Origin of the sequence: Pseudomonas nitroreducens (assembly GCF_024170165.1) — a bacterium.
Taxonomy (GTDB): Bacteria; Pseudomonadota; Gammaproteobacteria; order Pseudomonadales; family Pseudomonadaceae; genus Pseudomonas; species Pseudomonas nitroreducens_C.
Window position 1 is genome coordinate 231,896 of sequence record NZ_JALJXP010000008.1, and the last position, 21,612, is coordinate 253,507.

The following is a 21,612-nucleotide window of genomic DNA, read 5'->3' on the forward strand; positions in this document are numbered from 1 at the left end:
TCGCGGCATCCATGCCGCTCAACCCTTGAAACTCCAATTCAACGAGGCCTCCTGAAAGGGGCATTCCGGAGCGTGCGGATGTTTCTCTGGAAGACCTCAAAAGCGAGAGCGCGGGAGATGCACAGGTTCCTGTAGGAGCGGATTCATCCGCGATCAGGCGTAGGCCTGAGCCAATGCGGACATACGAAAAGGGAACGTCAGCTCCAGCCAAACAACTCCATCGCATTGCGCGTGCTGGCGCTGGCCAGTTCCTCGGGGCTGATGCCTTTCAGCTCGGCCAGTGCCACGCAGATGTCCGGCAGGTGCTCCGGGCTGTTGCGCACGCCGGGGTACATCGACGGCGCCATGTCCGGTGAGTCGGTCTCCAGCACGATGGACTCCAGCGGAATCTCCGGCACCACCTTGCGCAGGCGATTGGCCTGCGGCCAGGTCGGCGCGCCGCCCAGGCCCAGGCGGAAGCCCAGCTTGAGGTATTCGCGGGCCTCCTCGCGGCTGCCGGCGAAGGCGTGGATGATGCCCTGGCGTTTGGGCTTGTAACGCTTGAGCGTGGCGATCATCGCCGCATGGGCGCGGCGTACGTGCAGCAGCACCGGCAGCTCGAAATCGATGGCGATGCGCAGCTGCTCCTCGAAGATCGCCTGCTGGCCATCGCGGTCGAGGTCTTCCAGGTAATAGTCCAGGCCGATTTCGCCCACCGCGCAGAGCTTCGGGTGTCCGGCGAGGCGTTGCAGCCACTCGCGCAGCGCCGTCAGGTGTTCCGGCCGGTGCCGCGCCAGGTAGATCGGGTGCAGGCCGAGGGCGGCATACAGGTCCGGCTCGCTTTCCGCCAGCGCCCAGACGTCCTCCCAGTTCTCGCGGAATACTCCCAGCAGCACCTGTCGCTCCACGCCCAACTCGCGGCTGCGCTGCAGCACGGCCGCGCGGTCTTCGGCGAAGTCCGGGCAGTCGAGGTGGTTGTGGGTGTCGATCAGGCGCATCGGTTCACTCCGTGCGCAGCTTGAGATTGCGCGGGATCGGGTGCACGCCGGGGGTGTAGCTGTTCTGTTCAATGGCAAGCAGCGCCAGGTCCAGCGCACGCTCGGCGATCAGGGCGTGCTGCTGGGAGATGGCGTTGACCTTCAGCGGTACGAAGTCCAGCAACTGGGTATCGCCGAAGGTGGCGATGCGCAGGTCTGCCGGCCAGCCGCTGGGCAGTGCCTGGAGCACATCGAAGACGCCTTCGAGCAGCACATAGGAAGTGGTGATCAGCGCATCGGGCAACTGCCCCTGGCCGGCCAGCAGTTCTTCCATCAGACGGCGGCCGCAGGGGCGGCTGAAGGTCTCGCCGTGTTCGATCAGCACTTGCCCCTGGTAGTCGCGCAGGGCGCTGCGGAATCCCGCGGCGCGCTCCTGGGAGATGATCAGTTCCGGTCGCGCGCCGAGCAGGGCGATGCTGCGCGGCGCCGGCTTGAGCAGGCTGGCGGTGAGACGCTGGCTGGCGTCGCGGTCGTCGCTGACCACTGAGCAGAAGCGTTGTGGGTCGAGCTGGCGGTCCACGGCGATGATCGGCACGCCGTCGCCTTGCAGGCGTGCGTGACTTTCGTCACCGACGGGCAGGCAGCTGGCGACGATCAGCGCGTCGCAGCGTCGCGCGCGGAACAGGTTGAGCACCTGGCGCTCGGTATCCGGCTCGTCGTCGGAGCAGGCGATCAGCAACTGGTAGCCGCGCGCGCGCGCGCCCTGTTCGAGCAGCTTGGCGAGCTTGGCGTAGCTGGGGTTTTCCAGGTCCGGCAGGACGAAACCCAGGGTGCGGGTCTGCCCGCGGCGCAGGCTGGCGGCCTGCTGGTCCGGGTGGTAGCCGTGCTCTTCGATCACCGCGCGCACGCGCTCCACCGTGGCGGCGCTGATGCGGCGCTGGACGGCCTTGCCATTGATCACATAGCTGGCGGTGGTGACCGAAACACCGGCCAGGCGGGCGATATCACTGAGTTTCAACGCGGGATGCTGCCGACAATTGGGGGCTTCAAGGATCACGCATTATCGAGTAACGTGCCAGTCTCAATAGGTGAAACGATTCAGCATAGCGCACGCAGTATTGCCTGAGCCCTGTTCCTGCGCCGCAACCTCTAAGCTGATCACCGTACAAGCGGATAACCGCCCCAGCGCCGGCGCGCGCGAACGCCGGTGAGGAGAACGCGATGCTCGAATTCAACGCGCAGCAGGTCCGCATGGGCCAGCGCGCTGCCGACAAGCAGGCCGCCCTGGCCATGCTCGGCTCCGCCCTCGAAGACGACGGCCTGGTCGCTCCTGGCTATCTCGCCGGAATACAGGCCCGCGAGGCACAGGGCTCCACCTACCTCGGGCAGGGCATCGCCATTCCCCACGGCACTCCGGAAACCCGGCACCTGGTGCAGCGCACCGGTGTGCGCCTGATGCACTTTCCCGAGGGCGTGCACTGGGGCGACGGACAGACCGTGCACCTGGCCATCGCCATTGCCGCCAAGTCCGACGAACACTTGCGTCTGCTGCAATTGCTCACCCGTGCGCTGGGAGACGGCGAAGTGGGCGCGGCATTGCGTGCAGCGGAGAAGCCTGAAGACCTGCTGCAGTTGCTGCAAGGTGGAGCGCCGCAGCCGCTGCTGTTCGACGAGCACCTGGTCGGGTTCGGCGTCGCGGCGGAGGATTTCGACGAACTGGCGCTGGTCGGCGCCCGCCGCCTGAAGAAGGCCGGCTGCGTCGTTCCCGGCTTTGCCGCCGCGCTGCATGACCAGGAGGCCCTGCCGCTGGGGGCCGGGCTCTGGTGGCAGGACAGCGAGCAGTGCGTCACACGTCCCGGCCTGGTCTTCGTTACCCCCACGCGCGAGCTGAGCCACGCCGGCCAGCCGGTGCTCGGGCTGTTCTGCCTGGCTCGCCAAGGCAACGCCCACGATGCGGTGTTCGCGCGCTTGTGCGACCTGCTGGTGGATGGCCGTGCTGGCGAGCTGGCGAGCGCCGCTTCCGTTCGCGCGGTGCTGGAGGCCCTGGGCGGCGAATTGCCGGTGGACTGGCCGAGCATCCGCGTGCCGCTGGCCAACCCCCATGGTCTTCACGCGCGCCCGGCGCAGGTACTGATGTTGCTGGCGCGGGACTTCAGCGGGGAAATCCGCGTGCGTATCGCCGAGGGCGATAGTGCCCCGGTGTCGATCCGCAGCCTGAGCAAGCTGCTCAGCCTCGGCGCACGGCGCGGGCAGATGCTGGAGTTCTTCGCCGAGCCGGAAATCGCCGAAGCCGCACTGGCCGCCGTCCGTGTGGCGGTGGAGCAGGGCCTGGGCGAAGAGGTCGAACCGCTGCCGGAAACGCTCGAACTGATCGTCAAAAGCATCCAGGTGGACGAGCAGGAATTGCAGGCCGTGCGGGCTCCCGAAGCGGGCGCGCAGCTCCAGGCCATCCCCGCGTCGCCAGGTATTGCCCATGGCCCGGCCTACGTGCAGGTCGCCCGCGCCTTCGAGTTCGCCGCGCGCGGCGAGTCGGCGGAGGTCGAACGCCAGCGCCTGGACGCGGCGCGCACGGCCATCAGCCGGGAGATCGAAGCCCTGGTGGAGCGCAGCCAGGTCAAGGCGATCCGCGACATCTTCGTCACCCACCAGGCCCTGCTGGATGACCCCGAGTTGCTCGACGAGGTGCAGGCACGCCTGGTCGAAGGCGCCAGCGCCGAAGCGGCCTGGAGCCAGGTGATCGAGCGCGTGGCCGGCGAGCAGGAGGCCCTGCGCGACGCGCTGCTGGCCGAGCGCGCGGCGGACCTGCGCGACATAGGCCGACGTGTTCTGGCACGCCTGTGTGGTGTCGAGAGTGCCGTGGAGCCTGGCGAACCCTACATCCTGGTCATGGATGAAGTTGGCCCGTCGGACGTGGCGCGGCTGGACCCGGAGCGCGTGGCTGGCATCGTCACCGCGCGCGGCGGTGCGACTTCGCACAGCGCGATCATCGCTCGCGCGCTGGGCATTCCCGCATTGGTGGGCGCCGGGGCAAGCGTGCTGGCGCTGGAGTCCGGCACCGCCTTGCTGCTGGATGGCGAGAAGGGCGAGCTGACGATCGCGCCGGACGCACAGACGCTGCATGCGGCCGAAACCCAGCGCGACCTGCGCCAGCGCCGCGCCGAACAGGCCGAAGCACGCCGTCATGAGCCGGCGGTGACCCGCGACGGCCATGCCGTGGAAGTCTGCGCCAATCTCGGCGACACCGCCGGTGCGGCGAAGGCCGTGGAACTGGGCGCGGAGGGCGTGGGCCTGCTGCGCACCGAGTTCGTCTTCATGGACAACCCCCAGGCGCCGGACCAGGCGACCCAGGAGCTGGAATACCGCCGCGTCCTCGACGCCCTCGACGGCCGCCCGCTGGTGGCGCGGACCCTCGATGTGGGCGGCGACAAGCCGCTGCCCTACTGGCCGATTCCCGAGGAAACCAATCCCTATCTGGGTATCCGTGGCGTACGCCTCACGCTGCAGCGCCCGCAGATTTTCCGCACTCAGCTGCGTGCCCTGCTGACTGCCGCCGCCGGCCGCCCACTGCGCATCATGTTCCCCATGGTCGGACAGGTGGAGGAGTGGCGACAGGCCCGCGACCTCACCCTCGAACTCTGCGCGGAGCTGGGCGGCGAGCACGACCTGCAGCTCGGCATCATGGTCGAGGTGCCGTCCGCCGCGCTGCTGGCGCCGGTGCTGGCTCGCGAGGTGGACTTCTTCAGCGTCGGCACCAACGACCTGACCCAGTACGCGCTGGCCATCGACCGTGGCCATCCGAGCCTGTCCGCCCAGGCCGACGGCCTGCATCCGGCGGTGCTGCAACTGATCGACATGACCGTGCGCGCCGCCCATGCCCAAGGCAAATGGGTGGGCGTGTGCGGCGAACTGGCCGCTGACCCGCTGGCGGTGCCGCTGCTGATTGGGCTGGGTGTCGATGAACTGAGTGTCTCGGCGCGCAGCATTCCCGCGGTGAAGGCGCGGGTCCGCGAACTGGATCTGCCGACTTCCCGCGAACTGGCGCAAGCCGCTCTGACCCTTTGCTCGGCGGCGGACGTGCGCCAGAGTGTCGCCCTCGCGCTGCCGGAGGTGCACTGATGGCCCGCATTCTGACCCTGACCCTGAACCCTGCGCTGGACCTCACCGTGCGCCTGCCGCAGCTGGCACCCGGCGAGGTGAACCGCAGCGAGTCGGTGCTCGGCCAGGCTGCCGGCAAGGGCGTGAACGTCGCCCAGGTGCTGGCCGACCTTGGCCATTCGCTGACCGTCGCCGGCTTCCTCGGCGCGGACAATGCGCAGCCCTTCGAAGCGCTGTTCCGCCGACGCGGCTTCGTCGATGCCTTCGTCCGCGTCCCGGGCGAAACCCGCAGCAATATCAAGCTCGCCGAGGGCACCGGGCGCATCACCGATATCAACGGGCCCGGCCCCGTGGTGGGAGGGGCGCAGCAGGACGCGCTGCTGGATCGCCTCGACCTGATCGCCGCCGACTTCGAGATCGCCGTGGTCGCCGGCAGCCTGCCACGCGGCGTCGATCCCCAGTGGTTGCGCGAGCTGTTGCTGCGCTTGCAGGGGCATGGCTTGAAGGTCGCCTTCGATTGCAGCGGCGCCGCCCTGCGCGCGGGCATCGATGCCGCTCCCTGGCTGATCAAGCCCAACGACCAGGAACTGGGCGAGGCCTGCGGGCAACTCGCCGCCAGTGCCGAGGAACTGACCGCGCAGGTTGAATCGCTGCGCGCTCGTGGCATCGAGCAGGTGGTGCTTTCCCAGGGTGAGGAGGGCGTGCGGTGGTTCGGCCCGCAGGGCGTCTGGCAGGCGCTGCCGCCGAAGGTGGAAGTGGCCAGCACGGTGGGCGCCGGTGATTCCCTGCTGGCGGGCATGGTCCATGGACTGCTCGCCGGCTGGCCGGCCGAGCGCGTGCTGCGCCAGGCCACGGCGGTCGCCGCGCTGGCGGTCACCCAGTTCCAGTTCGGCATCGGCGACGTGCAGCGGCTCAAGCGCATCGAAGACGCGGTGCAGGTTCAGGCGCTGGCTTCCAGCCAGTCCTGAGCGACAGAACAACAAGAGGTATGACGATGAACCTAGCCCTGATCACGGCCTGCCCCAACGGCCAGATTTCCAGTGTGCTCAGCGCCCGCCTGCTGCGCGCGGCGGCCGAACGCCTGGGCTGGTCGGTGTGTGTCGAACAAAGCGATCCGCAGCATCCGGAGCGCCGGTTGAGCGACGGCCAGATCGCCGCAGCCGATTGGGTGCTGGTGGTCAGTACGCAGCCGCTGGAGCTTTCGCGCTTCGCCGGCAAACGCCTGGTCCAGGCCCGGCCGGCCGAAGCGCTGGCCGAGCCCGCCAGCTTCCTGCAACGAGCGCAGGAAGCGGCGCAGGTCTGGCAGCCCGATCAGCCTTCGAGTGCGGCCGCCGCCGCGAAGCCCGCGGCGAAAGTCGTTGCGGTGACGGCCTGCCCGACCGGTGTCGCGCATACCTTCATGGCTGCCGAGGCGCTGCAGCAGACGGCGCAGCAGATGGGCATCGAACTGCGGGTGGAAACCCAGGGCTCGGTGGGCGCGCGCAATCCGCTGACGGCGGAAGAAGTCGCGGCCGCCGATGTGGTCCTGCTGGCGGCTGACATCGAGGTCAATCCCGAGCGTTTCGCCGGCAAGCGCATCTTCCGTTGCGGCACGGGCGTGGCGCTGAAGCAGCCGCAGGCGACCCTGGAACGCGCGTTGAAGGAAGCGACGGCGGAGTCCGCTTCGTCTGTCGGCAACAACGCGGCGCCGACAAAGAATGAAGCGCGCGGCGTCTACAAGCACCTGCTCACCGGCGTGTCCTTCATGCTGCCGATGGTGGTGGCCGGCGGCCTCCTGATCGCGCTGTCATTCGTCTTCGGCATCGAAGCCTTCAAACAGCAGGGCACGCTGGCGGCGGCATTGATGCAGATCGGCGGCGACGCCGCGTTCAAGCTGATGGTGCCGATGCTCGCCGGCTATATCGCCTGGTCCATCGCCGACCGTCCGGGCCTGGCGCCGGGGATGATCGGCGGGTTGCTGGCGAGCACGCTGGGCGCGGGATTCCTCGGCGGCATCGTCGCCGGCCTGCTGGCGGGCTACTCGGCGCGGGCGATTGCCCGGTGGATTCCACTGCCGGCCAGTGTCGCGGCCCTCAAGCCGATCCTGATCATTCCGCTGCTGGCCAGCCTGTTCACCGGGTTGGTGATGATCTACGTGGTGGGTTCGCCGGTGGCGGCGATGATGCGTGCGCTCACCGATTTTCTTGCCGGCATGGGCACCACCAACGCCATCCTGCTCGGCCTGCTGCTGGGCGGGATGATGTGCGTGGACCTGGGCGGGCCGATCAACAAGGCGGCCTATGCATTCTCGGTCGGCCTGCTCGCTTCGCAGAGCTATGCGCCGATGGCGGCGGTGATGGCTGGTGGCATGGTCCCGCCCATCGGGATGGGGATCGCTACCCTGCTGGCGCGGCGCAAGTTCGCCCAGAGCGAGCGCGAGGCCGGCAAGGCGGCGCTGGTGCTGGGGCTGTGCTTCATCTCCGAGGGCGCGATTCCCTTTGCCGCGAAGGACCCCTTGAGGGTGATCCCGGCGAGCATCGCCGGTGGCGCGCTGACCGGCGCGTTGTCGATGCTGTTCGGCTGCAAGCTGCTGGCGCCCCATGGAGGGCTGTTCGTGCTGCTGATCCCCAACGCGATGAACCACGCGCTGCTGTATCTGCTGGCGATTGCCATTGGCAGCGTGGTGACCGGAGTGCTGTATGCGTTGCTCAAGCGCGGTGAGGCGGCGCCGATGATGGTGATGGGCGAGCAGGTACCGGGGCGGGGGTGACAGGGTTTGCCTTGGCGCAGCATCGATGCGGCGGATAACCCGTTCCGGGTTATCCGCCCGACAGTTATGTACAGCGAACCGCCCAGCGCCGGAGATTCCCTGTAGGAGCGGGCCATGCCCGCGACCGCGCGCAGGGCGCGCTGCTACAGGTTGGCGGTGGCGTCAGGCACTACGTAGGTGATGTGCTTGCGCGGCGGTCTGCGGTGCCGGTACCGGCAGGCGGTGCGAGTCGCCACGGCCCATGGGGAAGTACTCGAAGCCGTAGCGTGCGACTCGTTCCGGATCGAACAGGTTGCGCCCGTCGAAGATCACCGGGCCCTTCAGGCGGCTGGCCAGCAGTTCGAAGTCCGGCGCCTTGAACTGACGCCACTCGGTGCAGATGACCAGCGCGTCCGAGCCGCCCAGGGTGGCTTCCGGCGTGCCCATCAGGGTCAGGCGCTCATCGTGGCCATACAGGCGCTGCGCTTCGGGCATGGCCTCGGGGTCGAAAGCCCGCACCTGCGCGCCGGCTTCCCACAGGGCCTCCATCAGCGTACGGCTGGGGGCATCGCGCATGTCGTCGGTATTGGGCTTGAACGACAGCCCCCAGAGCGCGAAGGTACGGCCCTGGAGGTTGCCGCCGTAGTAGCTGTGGATGCGCTCGAACAGCTTGTTCTTCTGCCGCTGGTTGACGGCTTCCACGGCGCGCAGCAGGTCGTTCGAGCAATGGGCTTCCTCGGCACTCTGGATCAGCGCCTGGACATCCTTGGGGAAGCACGAGCCGCCGTAGCCGCAGCCCGGGTAGATGAAGTGGTAGCCGATGCGCGGGTCGGCGCCCATGCCCTGGCGCACGGCCTCGATGTCCGCGCCCAGGTGCTCGGCCAGTTCGGCGATCTGGTTGATGAAGCTGATCTTGGTGGCGAGCATGCAGTTGGCGGCGTACTTGGTCAGCTCGGCGCTGCGCAGGTTCATCGCGATGATGCGGTCGTGGTTGCGATTGAACGGCTCGTAGATCTCGCGCATCAGCGCCATGGTGTCGGCGCGCTCGCAGCCGATGACGATCCGGTCGGGCTTGCGGCAGTCGGCCAGCGCCGAGCCTTCCTTGAGGAATTCGGGGTTGGAGACGATATCGAAGTCCAGGTCGCGGCCTTCTTCGGCGAGCACCTGTTGCACCCGCGCGCGCACACGGTCGCCAGTTCCCACGGGCACCGTGGATTTCTCGACGAGGACCACCGGCTGGGTGCGGTGGCGGGCGATGCCTTCGGCAACGGCCAGCACGGCGCGCAGGTCGGCGGAACCGTCGGCCGCCGGAGGCGTGCCGACTGCGATGAACTGTACGCGGCCATGGGCGGCGGCTTCGGCGACATCGCTGGTGAAGTGCAGGCGCCCGGCTTCCAGGTTGTCCTTCACCAACTCGGCCAGGCCCGGCTCGAAGATGCTGATCTGGCCGCGCTTGAGCTTGGCGATCTTGTCGGCGTCGATGTCCATGCAGAGGACGTCGTGGCCGACCTCTGTCATGACGGCTGCCTGTACCAGACCCACATAACCGATGCCGAATACGCTGATTTTCATGTTGTCGCTCTCCCGCTGAGGGACTTGAAACGAGATTGGGTCAGTCGAACTGCGCGCGCTCGGGGCGAGCGTCGCTGGGCTTGATGACGGTTGTTCTGTCAGGACGGCGTGGCGCGTTGATCGCGATCACGCCGGCGATCACCAGGGCGACGCCCAGGGTGCGTGGCAGGCTCAGGGGTTCGCCAAGGCCCGGCAGCACGGCGGCGCCCAGGTAGACGAAGGCATAGCTCAGGCTCAGCAGCGAATAGGCGCGGCTCAGCGGCAGGTGTTTGAGGGCGAGCAGCCAGCAGAGCATCGACAGCACGTAGGCCAGGACCGCGCCAGCCAGCATCGCCAGGGCGGCAAGGTCCAGTTGCGCGAGGTCGAACGGCCAGTGCGAGGGCAGGCGCGTCATGCTCCAGCGCATGCCCAGCTGTGCGCTGCTCACCAGCAGGACGCTGCCCAGGGCGAAAGCGATGCCGCGCTTCACGAGTGCATCCCCAGCAGGGCGACGCCACCAACGATCAGCGCCACGCCGAACCAGTGGCGCGCATCGATGTGCTCGCCGAACAGACGGCTTGCCAACAGAGTCACCAGCACGAAGTTCAGGCTCAGCATGGGGTAGGCGACGCCTACCTCCAGGCGCTGCAGGACCAGCAGCCAGAGCAGCAGGCCGAATCCCAGGCAGGCGATTGCCAGCAGCAGCCAGGGCGAGAAAAGCTTCGCCGCCACGCCGGACGGAGCATCGCGCCAGCTTTCCACAGCGAACTTCTGCGCCAGCTGGCCCATGCAGGTGAGCAGGCAGACTCCGACCAGCAGCAGGGCCGTCATGGCGCGGCCTGCGGAATCAGCAGGACCACCAGATGGTTCTGCCGGTAACTGATGGCGTCGCTGGGCAGCATGGCCAGTTCGGCTTCGTCGCTGGCGCTGTTGACCCGCATGACCACGCCAATGGAGCCTTCGGCGCGGGCGCGCTCGATCCAGGCGTGGATGCCGTCGAGGGCAATGCTGCGGCCCTGGCCTTCGGGATAGCCCAGGCCGAACTTCAGCTCGCCTTCGGTGTTGAACAGCGTGATGTCGCTGCGCTGGGTGCGCCAGGCGAGTGCGGTGGCGGCGCCCAGGTCGTTGCTCAGCAGGCTGCGGGCGCCCTTGAGTTGCTCCAGGTGCTCGGCGATGAACTGGTCGGGCATCTTGCTGTTGACCATCTTGTTCGGCATCGCGTTGGGCACCAGCGCCACCAGCAGCCAGGCGGCGAAGGCCGGCGCTGCCCAGTAGCGACCGGGCCGCAGCAGTTGCAGCAGGCCGGCGAGCAGCCAGACGATGCAGACCAGGGCAATCATCAGCACGCTGGGCAGTTCGTCGTGGTACTGCGGATGGCGCGCCTGCATGAACACCAGGCCAGCCAGTGCGCTGCTGCCCAGCAGCAGGTTGAGTGCGCCATTGAGCTTCAGCGCGATCAGCTTGCGCTGCTGCAGCGCACGGCCGATGGCGTCGGCCATCAGCAGGGCCAGCGGGGCAAAGCAGGGCATGATGTAGGTCGGCAGCTTGCCCTTGGCCAGACTGAAGAACAGGAAGGGCATGACGAACCACAGCAGCAGGAACAGCAGCCGGGATTCGCGCCAGCCTGCCAGCCCGTTGCGCAGCGCCGGGAAGATCAGCACCGCCCAGGGCAGTGCGCTGGCGAACAGCAGCGGGACGAAGAACCAGAACGGCCGGCCGTGCTGGGCGTCTTCACCGGCGAAGCGGCGGATGTGCTCGTGCCAGAAGAAGAAGTCCCAGAAGTCCTGTTCGCGGGCGTGGATCAGCAGCACCCAGGGCGCGGCGACCAGGACGGCGACCAGCACCGCCAGCGGCCCGAAGCGCAGCAGCTCGCCGAAGCGCTTCTGCAGCAGGGCGTAGGGCAGGCCGACGATCACCGGCAGCAGGAAGGCGAGAAAGCCCTTGGTCATGAAGCCGAAGGCACAGGCCGCGCCCAGTGCACTCCAGGCGAGCAGGCGTCCCCGGGGGGTGGCGGCGTCGAAGGCGAACCACAGGGCGCCGAGGCTGAGGTTCACGCACAGGGTGAACTGCGGATCGAGGTTGGCGTAGCCAGCCTGCCCGGCGATCAGCCCGAAGCTCATGTACAGCAGGCCCGCGACCCAGGTGCGGCGCGGGTCGTTCCACAGTCGGCGGGCGACCAGGATCACCAGCAGGGTGCTGAGTGCCGTGACCAGCGCCGAACCGAAGCGCACGCCGAACAGGTTCTGGCCGAACACCGCCTGGCTGGCCGCGGTCAGCCAGTAGCCGCCGGTGGGCTTCTCGAAGTAGCGCAGGCCGAGCAGGTGCGGGGAAACCCAGTCGCCGCTCTGCAGCATGGCCTGGCTGATCTGCGCATTGCGCGATTCGTCGGGAATCCACAGGCCGTGGAAGGCCATCGGTAGCAGGATGCACAGCACGAAGGCGGCCAGCAGGGTCGGGTAGGCCAGGCGCTTCATGGGTGCTGCACCCCCAGCCAGCCCTCGCGGCCGGCCAGTTCGCCGCGCACCAGGCTGGCGACGGGCAGGGTGGTCGGGTCGTCCGGCAGCAGCCGGCCCAGCGGAACGAAGCGGATGCCGGTGGCCCGTGCCTGGGCCAGCAAGCGGCGGAAGTCGTGGGCCATGAGAATGCCCTCGACCTCGGCATGAATGGTGTACACGTTCAGGGCGTCCATGTCGAAACGGGAAAGGATGTAGTCATTGAAGGCGGACGGCGCCACCTGCGGGCCGACGACTTCGTCGAAGGTCGGCATGTCTACCGGGATTTGCGGGATGCCGGCGCGGCCGTCGGCCAGGCGCGGGCGGAACAGCGAGCTGCCGCGGCAGTCGCTGTTGTAGCGGAAACCGAAACGTTCCTTGGCTTCCACGGTGCGCTCGTCGGCGCGCCAGCCGGCCACCGCCGAACACTCCACCGGGTTGCCGAGGATCTCGGCAAGGGTGTCGACGCCACGGCGGATCTGCTGCTCCAGTTGCTGCGCGCTCCAGCGACCGGCGTTGGCCTGCCAGCCATGGTGGTCCCAGGCGTGCAGGCCGACTTCGTGGCCGGCGTCCTGAGCGCGCCGCATCAGGTGGCCCAGGTCGCGGCCGATCGGCTTGCCCGGCCAGGCGGTGCCGGCCAGGAGAATATCCCAGCCGTAGAGCCCGGCGGCATTGGAGCGCAGCATCTTCCACAGGAACTGCGGACGGATCAGGCGCCACAGGTGCCGGCCCATGTTGTCGGGGCCGACGCTGAAGAAGAAGGTCGCCTTGACGCCGGCCTCCTCGAGCATGTCCAGCAACCGTGGCACGCCATCACGGGTACCACGGTAGGTGTCGACGTCGATGCGCAGTCCTGCCCGCATCAGGCAATGCTTTTCAGCGGAAAGGCGTGGGGAGCACCGCCGGCGCGTTCGGCCAGGGCTTCGCGGAGGAAGAAGTCCAGGGTCTTGCCGATGGTCTCGGCCAGCTCCACGTTCGGCTGCCAGTCCAGCAGGCGACGGGCGTTCTCGATGCTCGGCTTGCGGTGCGACACGTCCTGGTAGCCGTCGCCATAGAAGCTGCGGCTTTCCACTTCGCGGAAGCCGGCGAAGGGCGGGAACTGGTTGCGCAGCGGGTGGGCCTCGAACTGGCGCAGCAGCTCTTCGCCCAGCTGGCGGATACTGGCTTCGTTGTCCGGGTTGCCAATGTTGACGATCTGCCCGTCGCAGCGGCCGCCTTCGTTGTCGATGATGCGCGCCAGCGCTTCGATGCCATCATCCACGTCGGTGAAGCAGCGCTTCTGCTCGCCGCCGTCCACCAGGCGGATCGGGGTGCCTTCCACGAGGTGCAGGATCAGCTGGGTAATGGCGCGGGAGCTGCCGATGCGCGCGGAGTCCAGGCGGTCCAGGCGCGGGCCCATCCAGTTGAACGGACGGAACAGGCTGAACTTCAGGCCCTTCTGGCCATAGGCCCAGATGACGCGGTCGAGCAGTTGCTTGGAGACCGAGTAGATCCAGCGCTGCTTGTTGATCGGGCCGACGATGAGGTTGGAGCTGTCCTCGTCGAAGTTGGCGTCGGTGCACATGCCGTACACCTCGGAGGTGGACGGGAAGATCACGCGCTTGTTGTACTTCACGCAGTAGCGGACCAGCTTGAGGTTTTCCTCGAAGTCCAGCTCGAACACGCGCAGCGGGTTGCGGGTGTATTCGATCGGCGTGGCGATGGCCACCAGGGGCAGGACCACGTCGCACTTCTTGATGTGGTACTCGATCCACTCGGTGTGGATGCTGATGTCGCCTTCGACGAAGTGGAAGTCCGGGTTGCCCTTCAGGCGTTCGATGGCGTCGGAGCCGATGTCCAGGCCATACACCTCGTAGTTGCCGTCACGCAGCAGGCGTTCGGAGAGGTGGTTGCCGATGAAACCGTTGACGCCGAGGATCAGTACGCGGGTCTTGCGCTTGGGCTTGCCGACTGCGCCGTGCAGGCGCGAGCCGTCCACCAGGCCCATCTCGCGGGCCAGTTGCGGGCCGGCAAGGAACAGGCCGCTGTCGTTCTGCTGGCCGGAGAGGATTTCCAGCGAGTCTTCACCACAGGCGATACGCAGGGGATCGACCGACAGGACCGAACCGGGTGCCATGCCATTGTTGCCGGTGGCCACGCGGGAGCTCCAGACGATCAGTTTGCGATCGCCCACCGGGGCGAAGGCGCCAGGGTAAGGCTGGGTGACTGCGCGCACCAGGTTGTGCAGTTCGCGGGCCGGGCGTTTCCAGTCGAGCTGGCCGTCGGCCGGGGTGCGGCGACCGAAGTAGCTGGCGCGGGATTCGTCCTGGGCGACTTCCTGCAGTTCACCACGGGCCAGGCGCGGCAGGGCGGTGGCCAGCAGCTCGCGGGTGGCCTCGCGCAGCTTGCCGTGCAGCACCAGGGCGGTGTCGTCGGCACCGATGGTGACGCTCTGCTGGGCGAGGATGCCGCCGGCATCGGCGCGCTTGACCATGCGGTGCAGGGTCACGCCGGTCTCGGTCTCGCCGTTGACCAGCACCCAGTTGGCCGGGGCGCGGCCACGGTAGCGCGGCAGCAGCGAGCCATGCAGGTTGTAGGCGCCCTTGGCAGCGCAGGCCAGCAGTTCTTCGCTGAGCAGGTGGCGGTAGTAGAAAGAGAAGATGTACTGCGGTTGCAGCTCGCGGATGCGTGCGACCCACAGCGGGTGGTTGACGTCTTCCGGGGCGTGCACCGGGATGCCCAGGCGCGCGCAGAGCTGCGCGACGGAGCCATAGAAGCGGTTTTCCTTCGGATCGTCGGCGTGGGTGAAGACGGCGTCGATCTGGTAACCGGCGGCGAGCAGGGCCTCGATGCCGGCGCAGCCGAAGTCGTGGTAGGCGAAGACGATGGTCTGCTGGGTCATGGCTGGATGGACTCGAAAGAAGGGGAAGAAGTGGTGATCTGGGCGCGCGGTGTCTCGGTGCGGACGATGCGCTCGATGAAGAAGCGGGGGCGGGCGCGCACGTCGTTGTACATGCGCCCCAGGTACTCGCCGAGCAGGCCCATGCCGACCAGCTGCACGCCGGTGAACATGAACAGCACGGCGAACAGCACGAACACGCCGTGGCCGGCCCAGGCGGCGCCGAACAACAGGCGCAACACCACCAGCAGCAGGGCGAAGGCGAAGCCGGCCACTGCCATGCCACCGCCGACGAAGGACAGCAGGCGCAGCGGCGAGGTGGTCATGCAGGTGACCAGGTCGAACATCAGGTTGATCAGGCGCAGGAAGTCGTATTTCGACTCGCCGTGCTCGCGCTCGGCGTGGGCGACGAGGATCTCGCTGGTGTGGCGGGCGAAGCTGTTGGCCAGGATCGGGATGAAGGTGCTGCGCTCGCGACAGGCGAGCATCGCCTTGACGATGCTGGAGCGATAGGCGCGCAGCATGCAGCCGTAGTCGTTCATCGCCACGCCGGTGGAGCGCTGCACGGCGAGGTTGATCAGCTTCGACGGCCAGCGGCGCAGGGCGGAGTCCTGGCGTTGCTGGCGCACGCTGCCGACCACGTCGTAGCCCTTGGCGGCTTCGGCCACCAGGCGGGGGATTTCCTCCGGCGGGTTCTGCAGGTCGGCGTCGAGGGTGATCACCAGGTCGCCCTGGCACTGCTCGAAGCCGGCCATGATCGCCGCGTGCTGGCCATAGTTGCGGTTGAGGATGATCGCCACCACATGGCTGCCCGGCGCCTCGGCGGCTTCCTGCAGCAGGTCGGCGGAACTGTCGCGGCTGCCGTCGTCGATCAGGACGATCTCGTACGGACGATTGAGCTGCTCGCAGGCGGCCGTGGTACGGCGCAACAACTCGGGCAGGCTGGCCTCTTCGTTGTACACCGGGATGACGATGGACACGAGGTTGATCGGATAGGGTTTCACGGTGGCGTTACCGAAGCAGGGTTTCGATGGCGTCGACCACACGGTCCTGGTCGGCCTGGGTCATGTCAGGGAACAGCGGGATGGAGACGATCCGCGAGGAGTTCCACTCGGTGTTGGGCAGTTGCACGCGCGGGTAGCGCTGGCGGTAGTAGCTGTGCAGGTGGCTGCCGATGAAGTGGATGCCGCTGCCGATGCCGCGCTGCTGCAGGCCCTGCATGAAGGCGTCGCGGTCGATGCCGCAGCGCTCCTGGTCGATGCGCAGGACGTACAGGTGCCAGGCGTGATGCTGCGGGTAGTCCGGCACCACCAGCGGTTGCACGGGCAGGTGCGCCAGGCGCTCGGCATAGCCGGCGGCCAGTTCGGCGCGGCGGGCGTTGATCGCTTCCAGCTTGGGCAACTGAACCAGGGCGATGGCGGCGTTGATGTCGGTGAGGTTGTACTTGAAGCCCGGCTCCACCACCTGCGCCTGAGGTTTGCGGCCGTGGGTCAGGCGGTCGTAGGCGTCGACGCCCAGGCCGTGGAACTTCAGGGTGCGCACGCGGTTGGCCAGGGCTTCGTCGTCGGTGACGAACATGGCGCCCTCGGCGCAGGTGAGGTTCTTGATCGCGTGGAAGGAGAAGATCGCGGTGCCGGTCTGACCGACGGGGCGGCCGCGATAGGCGGTGCCGGCCGCGTGGGCGGCGTCCTCGATCACCGGGATCGCGTGACGCAGCGCCAGTTCGTTGATCGGGTCCATGTCGCAGGCAGCGCCGGCATAGTGCACCGGAATGATGGCGCGGGTGCGCGGCGTGATTGCAGCCTCGATGCGCGCGGCGTCGGTCATCAGGGTGTCGCGGTCGACATCGACGAACACCGGCGTGGCGCCCAGCAGGCTGATCATGTTGACGGTGGAGACCCAGGTCTGCGACGGGGTGATCACCTCGTCGCCCGGGCCGATGCCCAGGGCCAGCAGCGCCAGGTGCATGCCGCCGGTGGCAGAGGACAGCGCCACGGCGTGGCGGCAGCCGATCGACTCGGCGAACTTCTGCTCCAGTTCCGCGTTCTTCGGCCCGGTGGTGATCCAGCCCGAGCGCAGGACTTCATTGACTGCCTGGATCTCCTCCTCGCCGATGCTGGGGCGGGAGAAGGGGAGGAAGGGCATTTCCATGTGGTGTTCCAAAGGCCGTCACGGCTCTGTCAGGGGGTGAGAGAACGCTACGGGGAAGATCGTTAAGAAGGCGTTAAGTGGATGTCGTGATTCCGTTCGTCGGTCGAACTTGCGACACGCGACGCCCGAAGGAGTGATGGGAGGTGAGTGAACGGTCTGAAAACGACCTGTCCGATGTCGGAAAACGCTGTTGAACACTCGTTCATCCTTGGCTATGGTGGCCCAACGCTCCTGCGGACCCCTCTGCAGGACATTCCGTCATTCGGATGAGGCCCTTGCATGCGTTATTCGTCGCTTGTGGACAGGATGGTCGGACCCGGCGTCGCTGCCTGGGACATTCACTACGCCGCCATCGCCGCCCAGCGAGCCGGCCGCGACGTGATAGTGCTCAGCGTCGGCGACCCCGATTTCGCTACTCCGGACTTCATCACCGAGGCTGCCGTTTCCGCGTTGCGCGACGGCGACACCCACTACAGTGATGTAGCTGGCAAACCGGCACTGCGCCAGGCGATTGCCGCCTTGCATGAAGGGCGTTTCGGCCAGAAGACCGGTGCCGAAAACGTCATCGTCGTCGCTGGCGCTCAGAACGGCCTGTTTGCCGCGGCGATGTGCCTGCTGGAGAAGGGCGACGAGGTCATCACCTTCGACCCGGTCTACGTCACCTACGAAGCCACGCTGAAGGCCACCGGAGCGGTCCTGGTCGGGGTGCCTACCCGCCCGGAAAACGGTTTCCGCCCCCTGGCCGCCGACATTGCCGCAGCGATCACTCCGCGCACCCAGGCGATCTTCCTGGCCAACCCGAGCAATCCCACCGGTGTGGTGCTGACCCGTGATGAGCTGCTGGCCATCGCCGAGCTGGCCGCGGCCCACGACCTCTGGGTCGTGGTGGACGAGGTCTACGAGGGGCTGACCTTCGAGCGGGAGCACCAGAGCTTCGCCGCGCTGCCGGGCATGGCCGGGCGCACTCTGAGCCTGGGCAGCCTGTCGAAATCCCATGCCATGACTGGCTGGCGCGCGGGCTGGATCGTGGCCAACCCGACCCTGGTCGCGCACCTGGAAAACCTCGCGCTGAACATGTTCTACGGCTTGCCCGGCTTCGTGCAGGAGGCCGCGCTGGTGGCCGTGCGGCGTCACGAAGAGGTGGTCTCGGCGATGCGCGAGATCTACCGCCGGCGCCGTGACCTGGTGGTCGCCGCGCTGAGCGATTGTCCACGGGTGAAGGTGCTGTCGCCCGAAGCCGGCATGTTCGTCCTGGTCGACGTGCGCGATACCGGCCTCAGTTCGCTGGACTTCTCCTGGCAGCTGTTCCATGCCACCGGCGTCTCCGTGCTCGACGCGGCGGCCTTTGGCCCGCAGGCGGATGGCTTCGTGCGGCTGTCGTTCGGGTTGAGCGACGAGAGCATGGCGGAGGCCTGTGCGCGGATCATCCGCTTCGTCGAATCGCTGCCGGCGAGTGCCAATCGCTCCGTAGGAGCGGACTCCGTCCGCGATATCCCGCGTGCCGAAGCTGATCGCGGGCGTAGTCCGCTCCTGCAAGAGCCGGCGCAGCCCGCGACGAAGCCCGTCATCGAAGTGCGCGATATCCACAAGCGTTTCGGCGACTTCGAAGTGCTCAAGGGGGTGTCGCTGTCGGCCCGCGAGGGCGAGGTGATCTCGCTGATCGGCGCCAGCGGCTCGGGCAAGAGCACCCTGCTGCGCTGCATCAACATGCTGGAGATTCCCAACCAGGGCTCGGTCACCGTCAATGGCGAAACCATAGCGCTGGCGCAGAACCGCCACGGCGAGCCGATGGTGGCCGACCAGAAGCAGCTCACGCGCATCCGCTCGCAGCTGGGCATGGTGTTCCAGAGCTTCAACCTGTGGCCGCACCGCACGGTGCTGGAGAACCTGATCGAGGCGCCGACCTTCGTCCTTCACGAGAGCAAGGCCGAGGCCCGCGAGCGCGCCGAGGCGCTGCTGGAACGTGTCGGCCTGGCCGAGAAGCGCCATGAATACCCGGCCTTCCTTTCCGGCGGCCAGCAGCAGCGCGTGGCCATTGCCCGTGCGCTGGCCGTGCGACCGAAAGTGATGCTGTTCGACGAGCCGACCTCGGCGCTCGACCCGGAGCTGGTGGGCGAAGTGCTGAAGGTGATCCGCTCGCTGGCGGAGGAAGGGCGGACCATGATCCTGGTCACCCACGAGATGGCCTTCGCCCGCGACGTTTCCAGTCACGTGGCGTTTCTCCACAAGGGCCTGATCGAGGAAGAGGGCACCGCCGAGGAAGTCTTCTCGCGGCCGCGCAGCGAGCGCTGCCGGCAGTTCGTCAACGCGCACCAGAATCGCTGACCGATGCCGCGCTGTCGGCGCATCGATGAGCGTGACCCAACACTAAATAAAACAATGCAGGGGATCACGATGAACAAGAAAGGTCTGTGCAATCTGATGGTGGGTGCGGCGATGCTGATGGCTGGCGTGGCGAGTGCCCACGCCGAGACGATCCGCTTCGCCCTGGCCGCCGAACCCTATCCACCGTTCTCGCAGAAGCAGCCCGATGGCAGTTGGGTCGGCTTCGAGCCGGATCTGATCCACAAGGTCTGCGCCGAGATGAAAGCCACTTGCGAAATCGACGAGGTGGCCTGGGACGGCATCATCCCCGCGCTGCTGGCGAAGAAGATCGACGTGATCTTCAACTCGCTGTCGATCACCGATGAGCGCGAGAAGCAGATCGCCTTCAGCCGCCCCTACTACGACACCCCGGTGGCTGTCGCCGCGCCTCAGGCCGTGGACGTGCAGATCAGTCCCGAGGGCCTGAAGGGCAAGACCATCGGCGTACAGATCTCCACCGTCAGCTCCAACTACCTGAAGAAGTACTACGAGAAGATCGCCGACGTGCGCTACTACGACACCCAGGACTCGGTGAACGCCGACCTGGTGGCCGGGCGCATCGACCTGATGATGGCAGACGGCATCGCCGTGGCGTCCTTCGTCAAGTCGCCGGACGCCCAGGCCGCCGGCATCGTCAACAAGGGCGAGGTGAAGTACGACCCGGTGTTCGGCCGTGGCGTCGGTGCCGGCCTGCGCAAGGGCGATACCGAGCTGAAGGCGAAGATGGACGAGGCCATCGGCAAGTTGCTCGCCAGCGATGACTACAAGGCGCTGTCGGACAAGTACTTCGGCATGAGCGTCGCGCCCAAGCAGTGATCCCGGCGTGAGCCGGACCCGTGCCCGCCAAGGGCACGGGATGACCCTGAGCCTCCCATCCTGGAGACGGCCATGCAAAGCATCTTCGACCTGATCGGCTTCGGTCCCACCGGCTGGGGCCCGGCCCTGCTCAAGGGGCTGCTGGTCACCCTGCAGATTTCCGTCGGCGCCTTCCTCGTCGGCCTGCTCATCGGCCTGGCCGCGGCCAGCGCCAAGATCAACGGCCCGCGCCCGCTGGCGATGCTCGCGCGCGGCTACACCACGTTGTGCCGGGCGGTGCCGGAACTGCTGCTGATCCTGCTGCTGTTCTACGTCGGCTCCATGGGCCTGAACCAGTTCTTCGAATGGCTCGGCTACGGCCAGGTGAAGCTCAACGGCATGATGGTGGCCATCGTTGTGCTCGGCCTGGTGCAGGGCGCCTACGCCTCGGAAATCTTCCGTGGCGCCATCCAGTCGATTCCCTATGGGCAGATCGAAGCGGCGCGCGCCTACGGCATGCACGGCTTCGGCCTGTTCCGTCGGGTGACCCTGCCGATGATGGCGCCCAACGCGCTGGCCGGCATGGCCAACCTGTGGGTCAACCTGATCAAGGACAGCGCGCTGATCAGCGTGGTGGGCACCAACGAGCTGCTCTACACCGCCAAGCAGGCCGCCGGATCGACCCGTCACTACCTGACCTTCTACCTCACCGCGGCGGCGCTGTATTACGTGCTCACCGTGCTTTCCAACCTGTTCGCGGGCTACCTGGAGCGGCGCTTCCGCCGCTGGATTCCGGCGGTCTGAACGAGGCGCGGCGATGAACGAACACTGGTTATTCGTCTACGGAGCCCTGCTGCTCAAGGGCCTGGGCACCACCCTGGTGATCCTGCTGATATCCGCCACGCTGGGCTTCGTGCTGGCGCTGGGTGTGGCGCTGGCGCGGATGTCGCGCAACTTCCTGGTCTCGCGCCTGGCGCTGGCGTACACCAGCGTGATTCGCGGCACGCCGCTGCTGGTGCAGATCTACATCTTCTACTACGGCCTGGGCAGCCTGTTCGCGCAGTTCCCGCTGATTCGCGGCAGCTTCCTCTGGCCGTACCTGCGCGATGGCTTCTGGTACATCGTCATCGCGCTGATCCTCTCGGTCGGCGCCTATGTCGGCGAGGTGGTTCGCGGTGGTCTGAAAGCGGTGCCGCGCGGCGAGCTGGAAGCCGCCTCGGCGTTCGGCATGAACCGCACGCTGGTGCTCTACCGCGTGTGGCTGCCGCGGGCGATCCGCCTGCTGCTGCCGACCCTGGCGGGGGAGAGCGTGATGCTGCTCAAGTCCACCGCACTGGCTTCCACCATTGCCGTGGTCGACTTGCTCGGCGCCGCCAACGTGGTGCGCGCGCAGACCTTCCAGGTCTACCAGCCGCTGCTGCTGGTAGCGGCGATCTACATCTGCCTGACCTTCATCATCGAGGCGTTGTTCGCGGTGCTGGAACGCACTACGCCGGTTCGCCGCGAGACGCCGAAGCCGACGCAGCGCTCTTGGCTGGGCAAGCGTCGGGCAAGGACGGCAGTTTGAGATTTCGTGGCTCGCATGACGATCTTGCGAGCTAG

At 67.3% G+C, this 21,612-nt stretch carries 17 protein-coding genes; 7 read left to right on the forward strand and 10 right to left on the reverse strand.

Annotated elements, in window-relative coordinates; all coding sequences use genetic code 11:
* Positions 1–197: 197 nt before the first annotated feature.
* Both J2T47_RS17980 and cra read right to left on the reverse strand, forming a co-directional pair.
* Entirely contained in the window at positions 198–977 is a 780-nt protein-coding gene (locus J2T47_RS17980) for a TatD family hydrolase (protein ID WP_253449497.1), read from the reverse strand.
* A gap of 4 nt (positions 978–981) precedes the next feature.
* Positions 982–1,974, reverse strand: coding sequence for a catabolite repressor/activator (cra, locus tag J2T47_RS17985; protein ID WP_253449500.1), 993 nt, complete (start codon positions 1,972–1,974; stop codon positions 982–984).
* Between the two features lie 203 nt (positions 1,975–2,177).
* Here cra and ptsP point away from each other — a divergent pair, with 203 nt between their 5' ends.
* The 3 genes from ptsP to J2T47_RS18000 are packed head-to-tail and all read left to right on the forward strand — an operon-like array spanning position 2,178 to position 7,800.
* The gene (ptsP, locus tag J2T47_RS17990) at positions 2,178–5,072 is read left to right on the forward strand and encodes a phosphoenolpyruvate--protein phosphotransferase (protein ID WP_253449503.1); all 2,895 of its coding nucleotides are present in this window, start codon (positions 2,178–2,180) and stop codon (positions 5,070–5,072) included.
* Complete coding sequence (pfkB, locus tag J2T47_RS17995) at positions 5,072–6,019, forward strand: 1-phosphofructokinase (protein ID WP_253449506.1); 948 nt, start codon at positions 5,072–5,074, stop codon at positions 6,017–6,019. Before ptsP ends, pfkB begins: the two co-directional genes overlap by 1 nt.
* Before the next feature lie 26 nt (positions 6,020–6,045).
* Positions 6,046–7,800, forward strand: coding sequence for a PTS fructose-like transporter subunit IIB (locus J2T47_RS18000; protein ID WP_253449509.1), 1,755 nt, complete (start codon positions 6,046–6,048; stop codon positions 7,798–7,800).
* A 162-nt stretch (positions 7,801–7,962) separates the two neighbouring features.
* Here the strand turns inward: J2T47_RS18000 and J2T47_RS18005 are convergent, their stop codons facing one another.
* From J2T47_RS18005 to arnB, 8 genes are read right to left on the reverse strand one after another with little or no spacing between them, the layout of a single operon-like run.
* A complete protein-coding gene (locus tag J2T47_RS18005; RefSeq protein WP_253449512.1) occupies positions 7,963–9,351 on the reverse strand; it encodes a UDP-glucose dehydrogenase family protein in 1,389 nt (462 codons plus the stop codon).
* A 40-nt stretch (positions 9,352–9,391) separates the two neighbouring features.
* Positions 9,392–9,820, reverse strand: coding sequence for a 4-amino-4-deoxy-L-arabinose-phosphoundecaprenol flippase subunit ArnF (gene arnF, locus J2T47_RS18010; protein WP_253449515.1), 429 nt, complete (start codon positions 9,818–9,820; stop codon positions 9,392–9,394).
* The gene (gene arnE / locus J2T47_RS18015; RefSeq protein ID WP_253449518.1) at positions 9,817–10,161 is read right to left on the reverse strand and encodes a 4-amino-4-deoxy-L-arabinose-phosphoundecaprenol flippase subunit ArnE; all 345 of its coding nucleotides are present in this window, start codon (positions 10,159–10,161) and stop codon (positions 9,817–9,819) included. Before arnE ends, arnF begins: the two co-directional genes overlap by 4 nt.
* Entirely contained in the window at positions 10,158–11,804 is a 1,647-nt protein-coding gene (gene arnT / locus J2T47_RS18020) for a lipid IV(A) 4-amino-4-deoxy-L-arabinosyltransferase (RefSeq protein ID WP_253449521.1), read from the reverse strand. The genes arnE and arnT overlap by 4 nt, the downstream gene beginning before the upstream one ends.
* Positions 11,801–12,688: a 4-deoxy-4-formamido-L-arabinose-phosphoundecaprenol deformylase gene (gene arnD / locus J2T47_RS18025; RefSeq protein ID WP_437180994.1), complete on the reverse strand. Its 888-nt coding sequence runs from the start codon at positions 12,686–12,688 to the stop codon at positions 11,801–11,803. Before arnD ends, arnT begins: the two co-directional genes overlap by 4 nt.
* Positions 12,685–14,703 carry a bifunctional UDP-4-amino-4-deoxy-L-arabinose formyltransferase/UDP-glucuronic acid oxidase ArnA gene (gene arnA / locus J2T47_RS18030; protein ID WP_253449527.1) on the reverse strand — a complete coding sequence of 673 codons (2,019 nt, stop codon included), beginning with the start codon at positions 14,701–14,703 and terminating at the stop codon, positions 12,685–12,687. Before arnA ends, arnD begins: the two co-directional genes overlap by 4 nt.
* A complete protein-coding gene (gene arnC, locus J2T47_RS18035) occupies positions 14,700–15,704 on the reverse strand; it encodes an undecaprenyl-phosphate 4-deoxy-4-formamido-L-arabinose transferase (RefSeq protein ID WP_253449530.1) in 1,005 nt (334 codons plus the stop codon). The genes arnA and arnC overlap by 4 nt, the downstream gene beginning before the upstream one ends.
* A gap of 7 nt (positions 15,705–15,711) precedes the next feature.
* Positions 15,712–16,851 (reverse strand): UDP-4-amino-4-deoxy-L-arabinose aminotransferase, encoded by a 1,140-nt coding sequence (gene arnB, locus J2T47_RS18040; protein ID WP_253449533.1) that lies wholly within the window; start codon positions 16,849–16,851, stop codon positions 15,712–15,714.
* 279 nt (positions 16,852–17,130) lie between these two features.
* Here arnB and J2T47_RS29245 point away from each other — a divergent pair, with 279 nt between their 5' ends.
* The 4 genes from J2T47_RS29245 to J2T47_RS18065 all read left to right on the forward strand — a co-directional run bounded on the left by J2T47_RS29245 (position 17,131) and on the right by J2T47_RS18065 (position 21,577).
* Positions 17,131–19,176, forward strand: coding sequence for an aminotransferase class I/II-fold pyridoxal phosphate-dependent enzyme (locus J2T47_RS29245; RefSeq protein WP_301295593.1), 2,046 nt, complete (start codon positions 17,131–17,133; stop codon positions 19,174–19,176).
* A 69-nt stretch (positions 19,177–19,245) separates the two neighbouring features.
* Positions 19,246–20,031: a transporter substrate-binding domain-containing protein gene (locus J2T47_RS18055; RefSeq protein ID WP_253449536.1), complete on the forward strand. Its 786-nt coding sequence runs from the start codon at positions 19,246–19,248 to the stop codon at positions 20,029–20,031.
* Between the two features lie 72 nt (positions 20,032–20,103).
* Complete coding sequence (locus tag J2T47_RS18060) at positions 20,104–20,814, forward strand: ABC transporter permease (RefSeq protein WP_239746615.1); 711 nt, start codon at positions 20,104–20,106, stop codon at positions 20,812–20,814.
* A 13-nt stretch (positions 20,815–20,827) separates the two neighbouring features.
* Positions 20,828–21,577 (forward strand): ABC transporter permease, encoded by a 750-nt coding sequence (locus J2T47_RS18065; RefSeq protein WP_253449539.1) that lies wholly within the window; start codon positions 20,828–20,830, stop codon positions 21,575–21,577.
* Positions 21,578–21,612 lie beyond the last annotated feature (35 nt).

Excerpts from the sequence above, each read along its gene's own strand:
- arnT (WP_253449521.1), bottom strand. The coding sequence starts at position 11,804 with ATGAAGCGCCTGGCCTACCCGACCCTGCTGGCCGCCTTCGTGCTGTGC.
- J2T47_RS18000 (WP_253449509.1), top strand. The coding sequence starts at position 6,046 with ATGAACCTAGCCCTGATCACGGCCTGCCCCAACGGCCAGATTTCCAGT.
- J2T47_RS18055 (WP_253449536.1), top strand. The coding sequence starts at position 19,246 with ATGAACAAGAAAGGTCTGTGCAATCTGATGGTGGGTGCGGCGATGCTG.
- J2T47_RS18065 (WP_253449539.1), top strand. The coding sequence starts at position 20,828 with ATGAACGAACACTGGTTATTCGTCTACGGAGCCCTGCTGCTCAAGGGC.
- arnB (WP_253449533.1), bottom strand. The coding sequence starts at position 16,851 with ATGGAAATGCCCTTCCTCCCCTTCTCCCGCCCCAGCATCGGCGAGGAG.
- J2T47_RS18005 (WP_253449512.1), bottom strand. The coding sequence starts at position 9,351 with ATGAAAATCAGCGTATTCGGCATCGGTTATGTGGGTCTGGTACAGGCA.
- arnE (WP_253449518.1), bottom strand. The coding sequence starts at position 10,161 with ATGACGGCCCTGCTGCTGGTCGGAGTCTGCCTGCTCACCTGCATGGGC.
- J2T47_RS18060 (WP_239746615.1), top strand. The coding sequence starts at position 20,104 with ATGCAAAGCATCTTCGACCTGATCGGCTTCGGTCCCACCGGCTGGGGC.
- arnA (WP_253449527.1), bottom strand. The coding sequence starts at position 14,703 with ATGACCCAGCAGACCATCGTCTTCGCCTACCACGACTTCGGCTGCGCC.
- pfkB (WP_253449506.1), top strand. The coding sequence starts at position 5,072 with ATGGCCCGCATTCTGACCCTGACCCTGAACCCTGCGCTGGACCTCACC.
- J2T47_RS29245 (WP_301295593.1), top strand. The coding sequence starts at position 17,131 with ATGCGTTATTCGTCGCTTGTGGACAGGATGGTCGGACCCGGCGTCGCT.
- ptsP (WP_253449503.1), top strand. The coding sequence starts at position 2,178 with ATGCTCGAATTCAACGCGCAGCAGGTCCGCATGGGCCAGCGCGCTGCC.
- J2T47_RS17980 (WP_253449497.1), bottom strand. The coding sequence starts at position 977 with ATGCGCCTGATCGACACCCACAACCACCTCGACTGCCCGGACTTCGCC.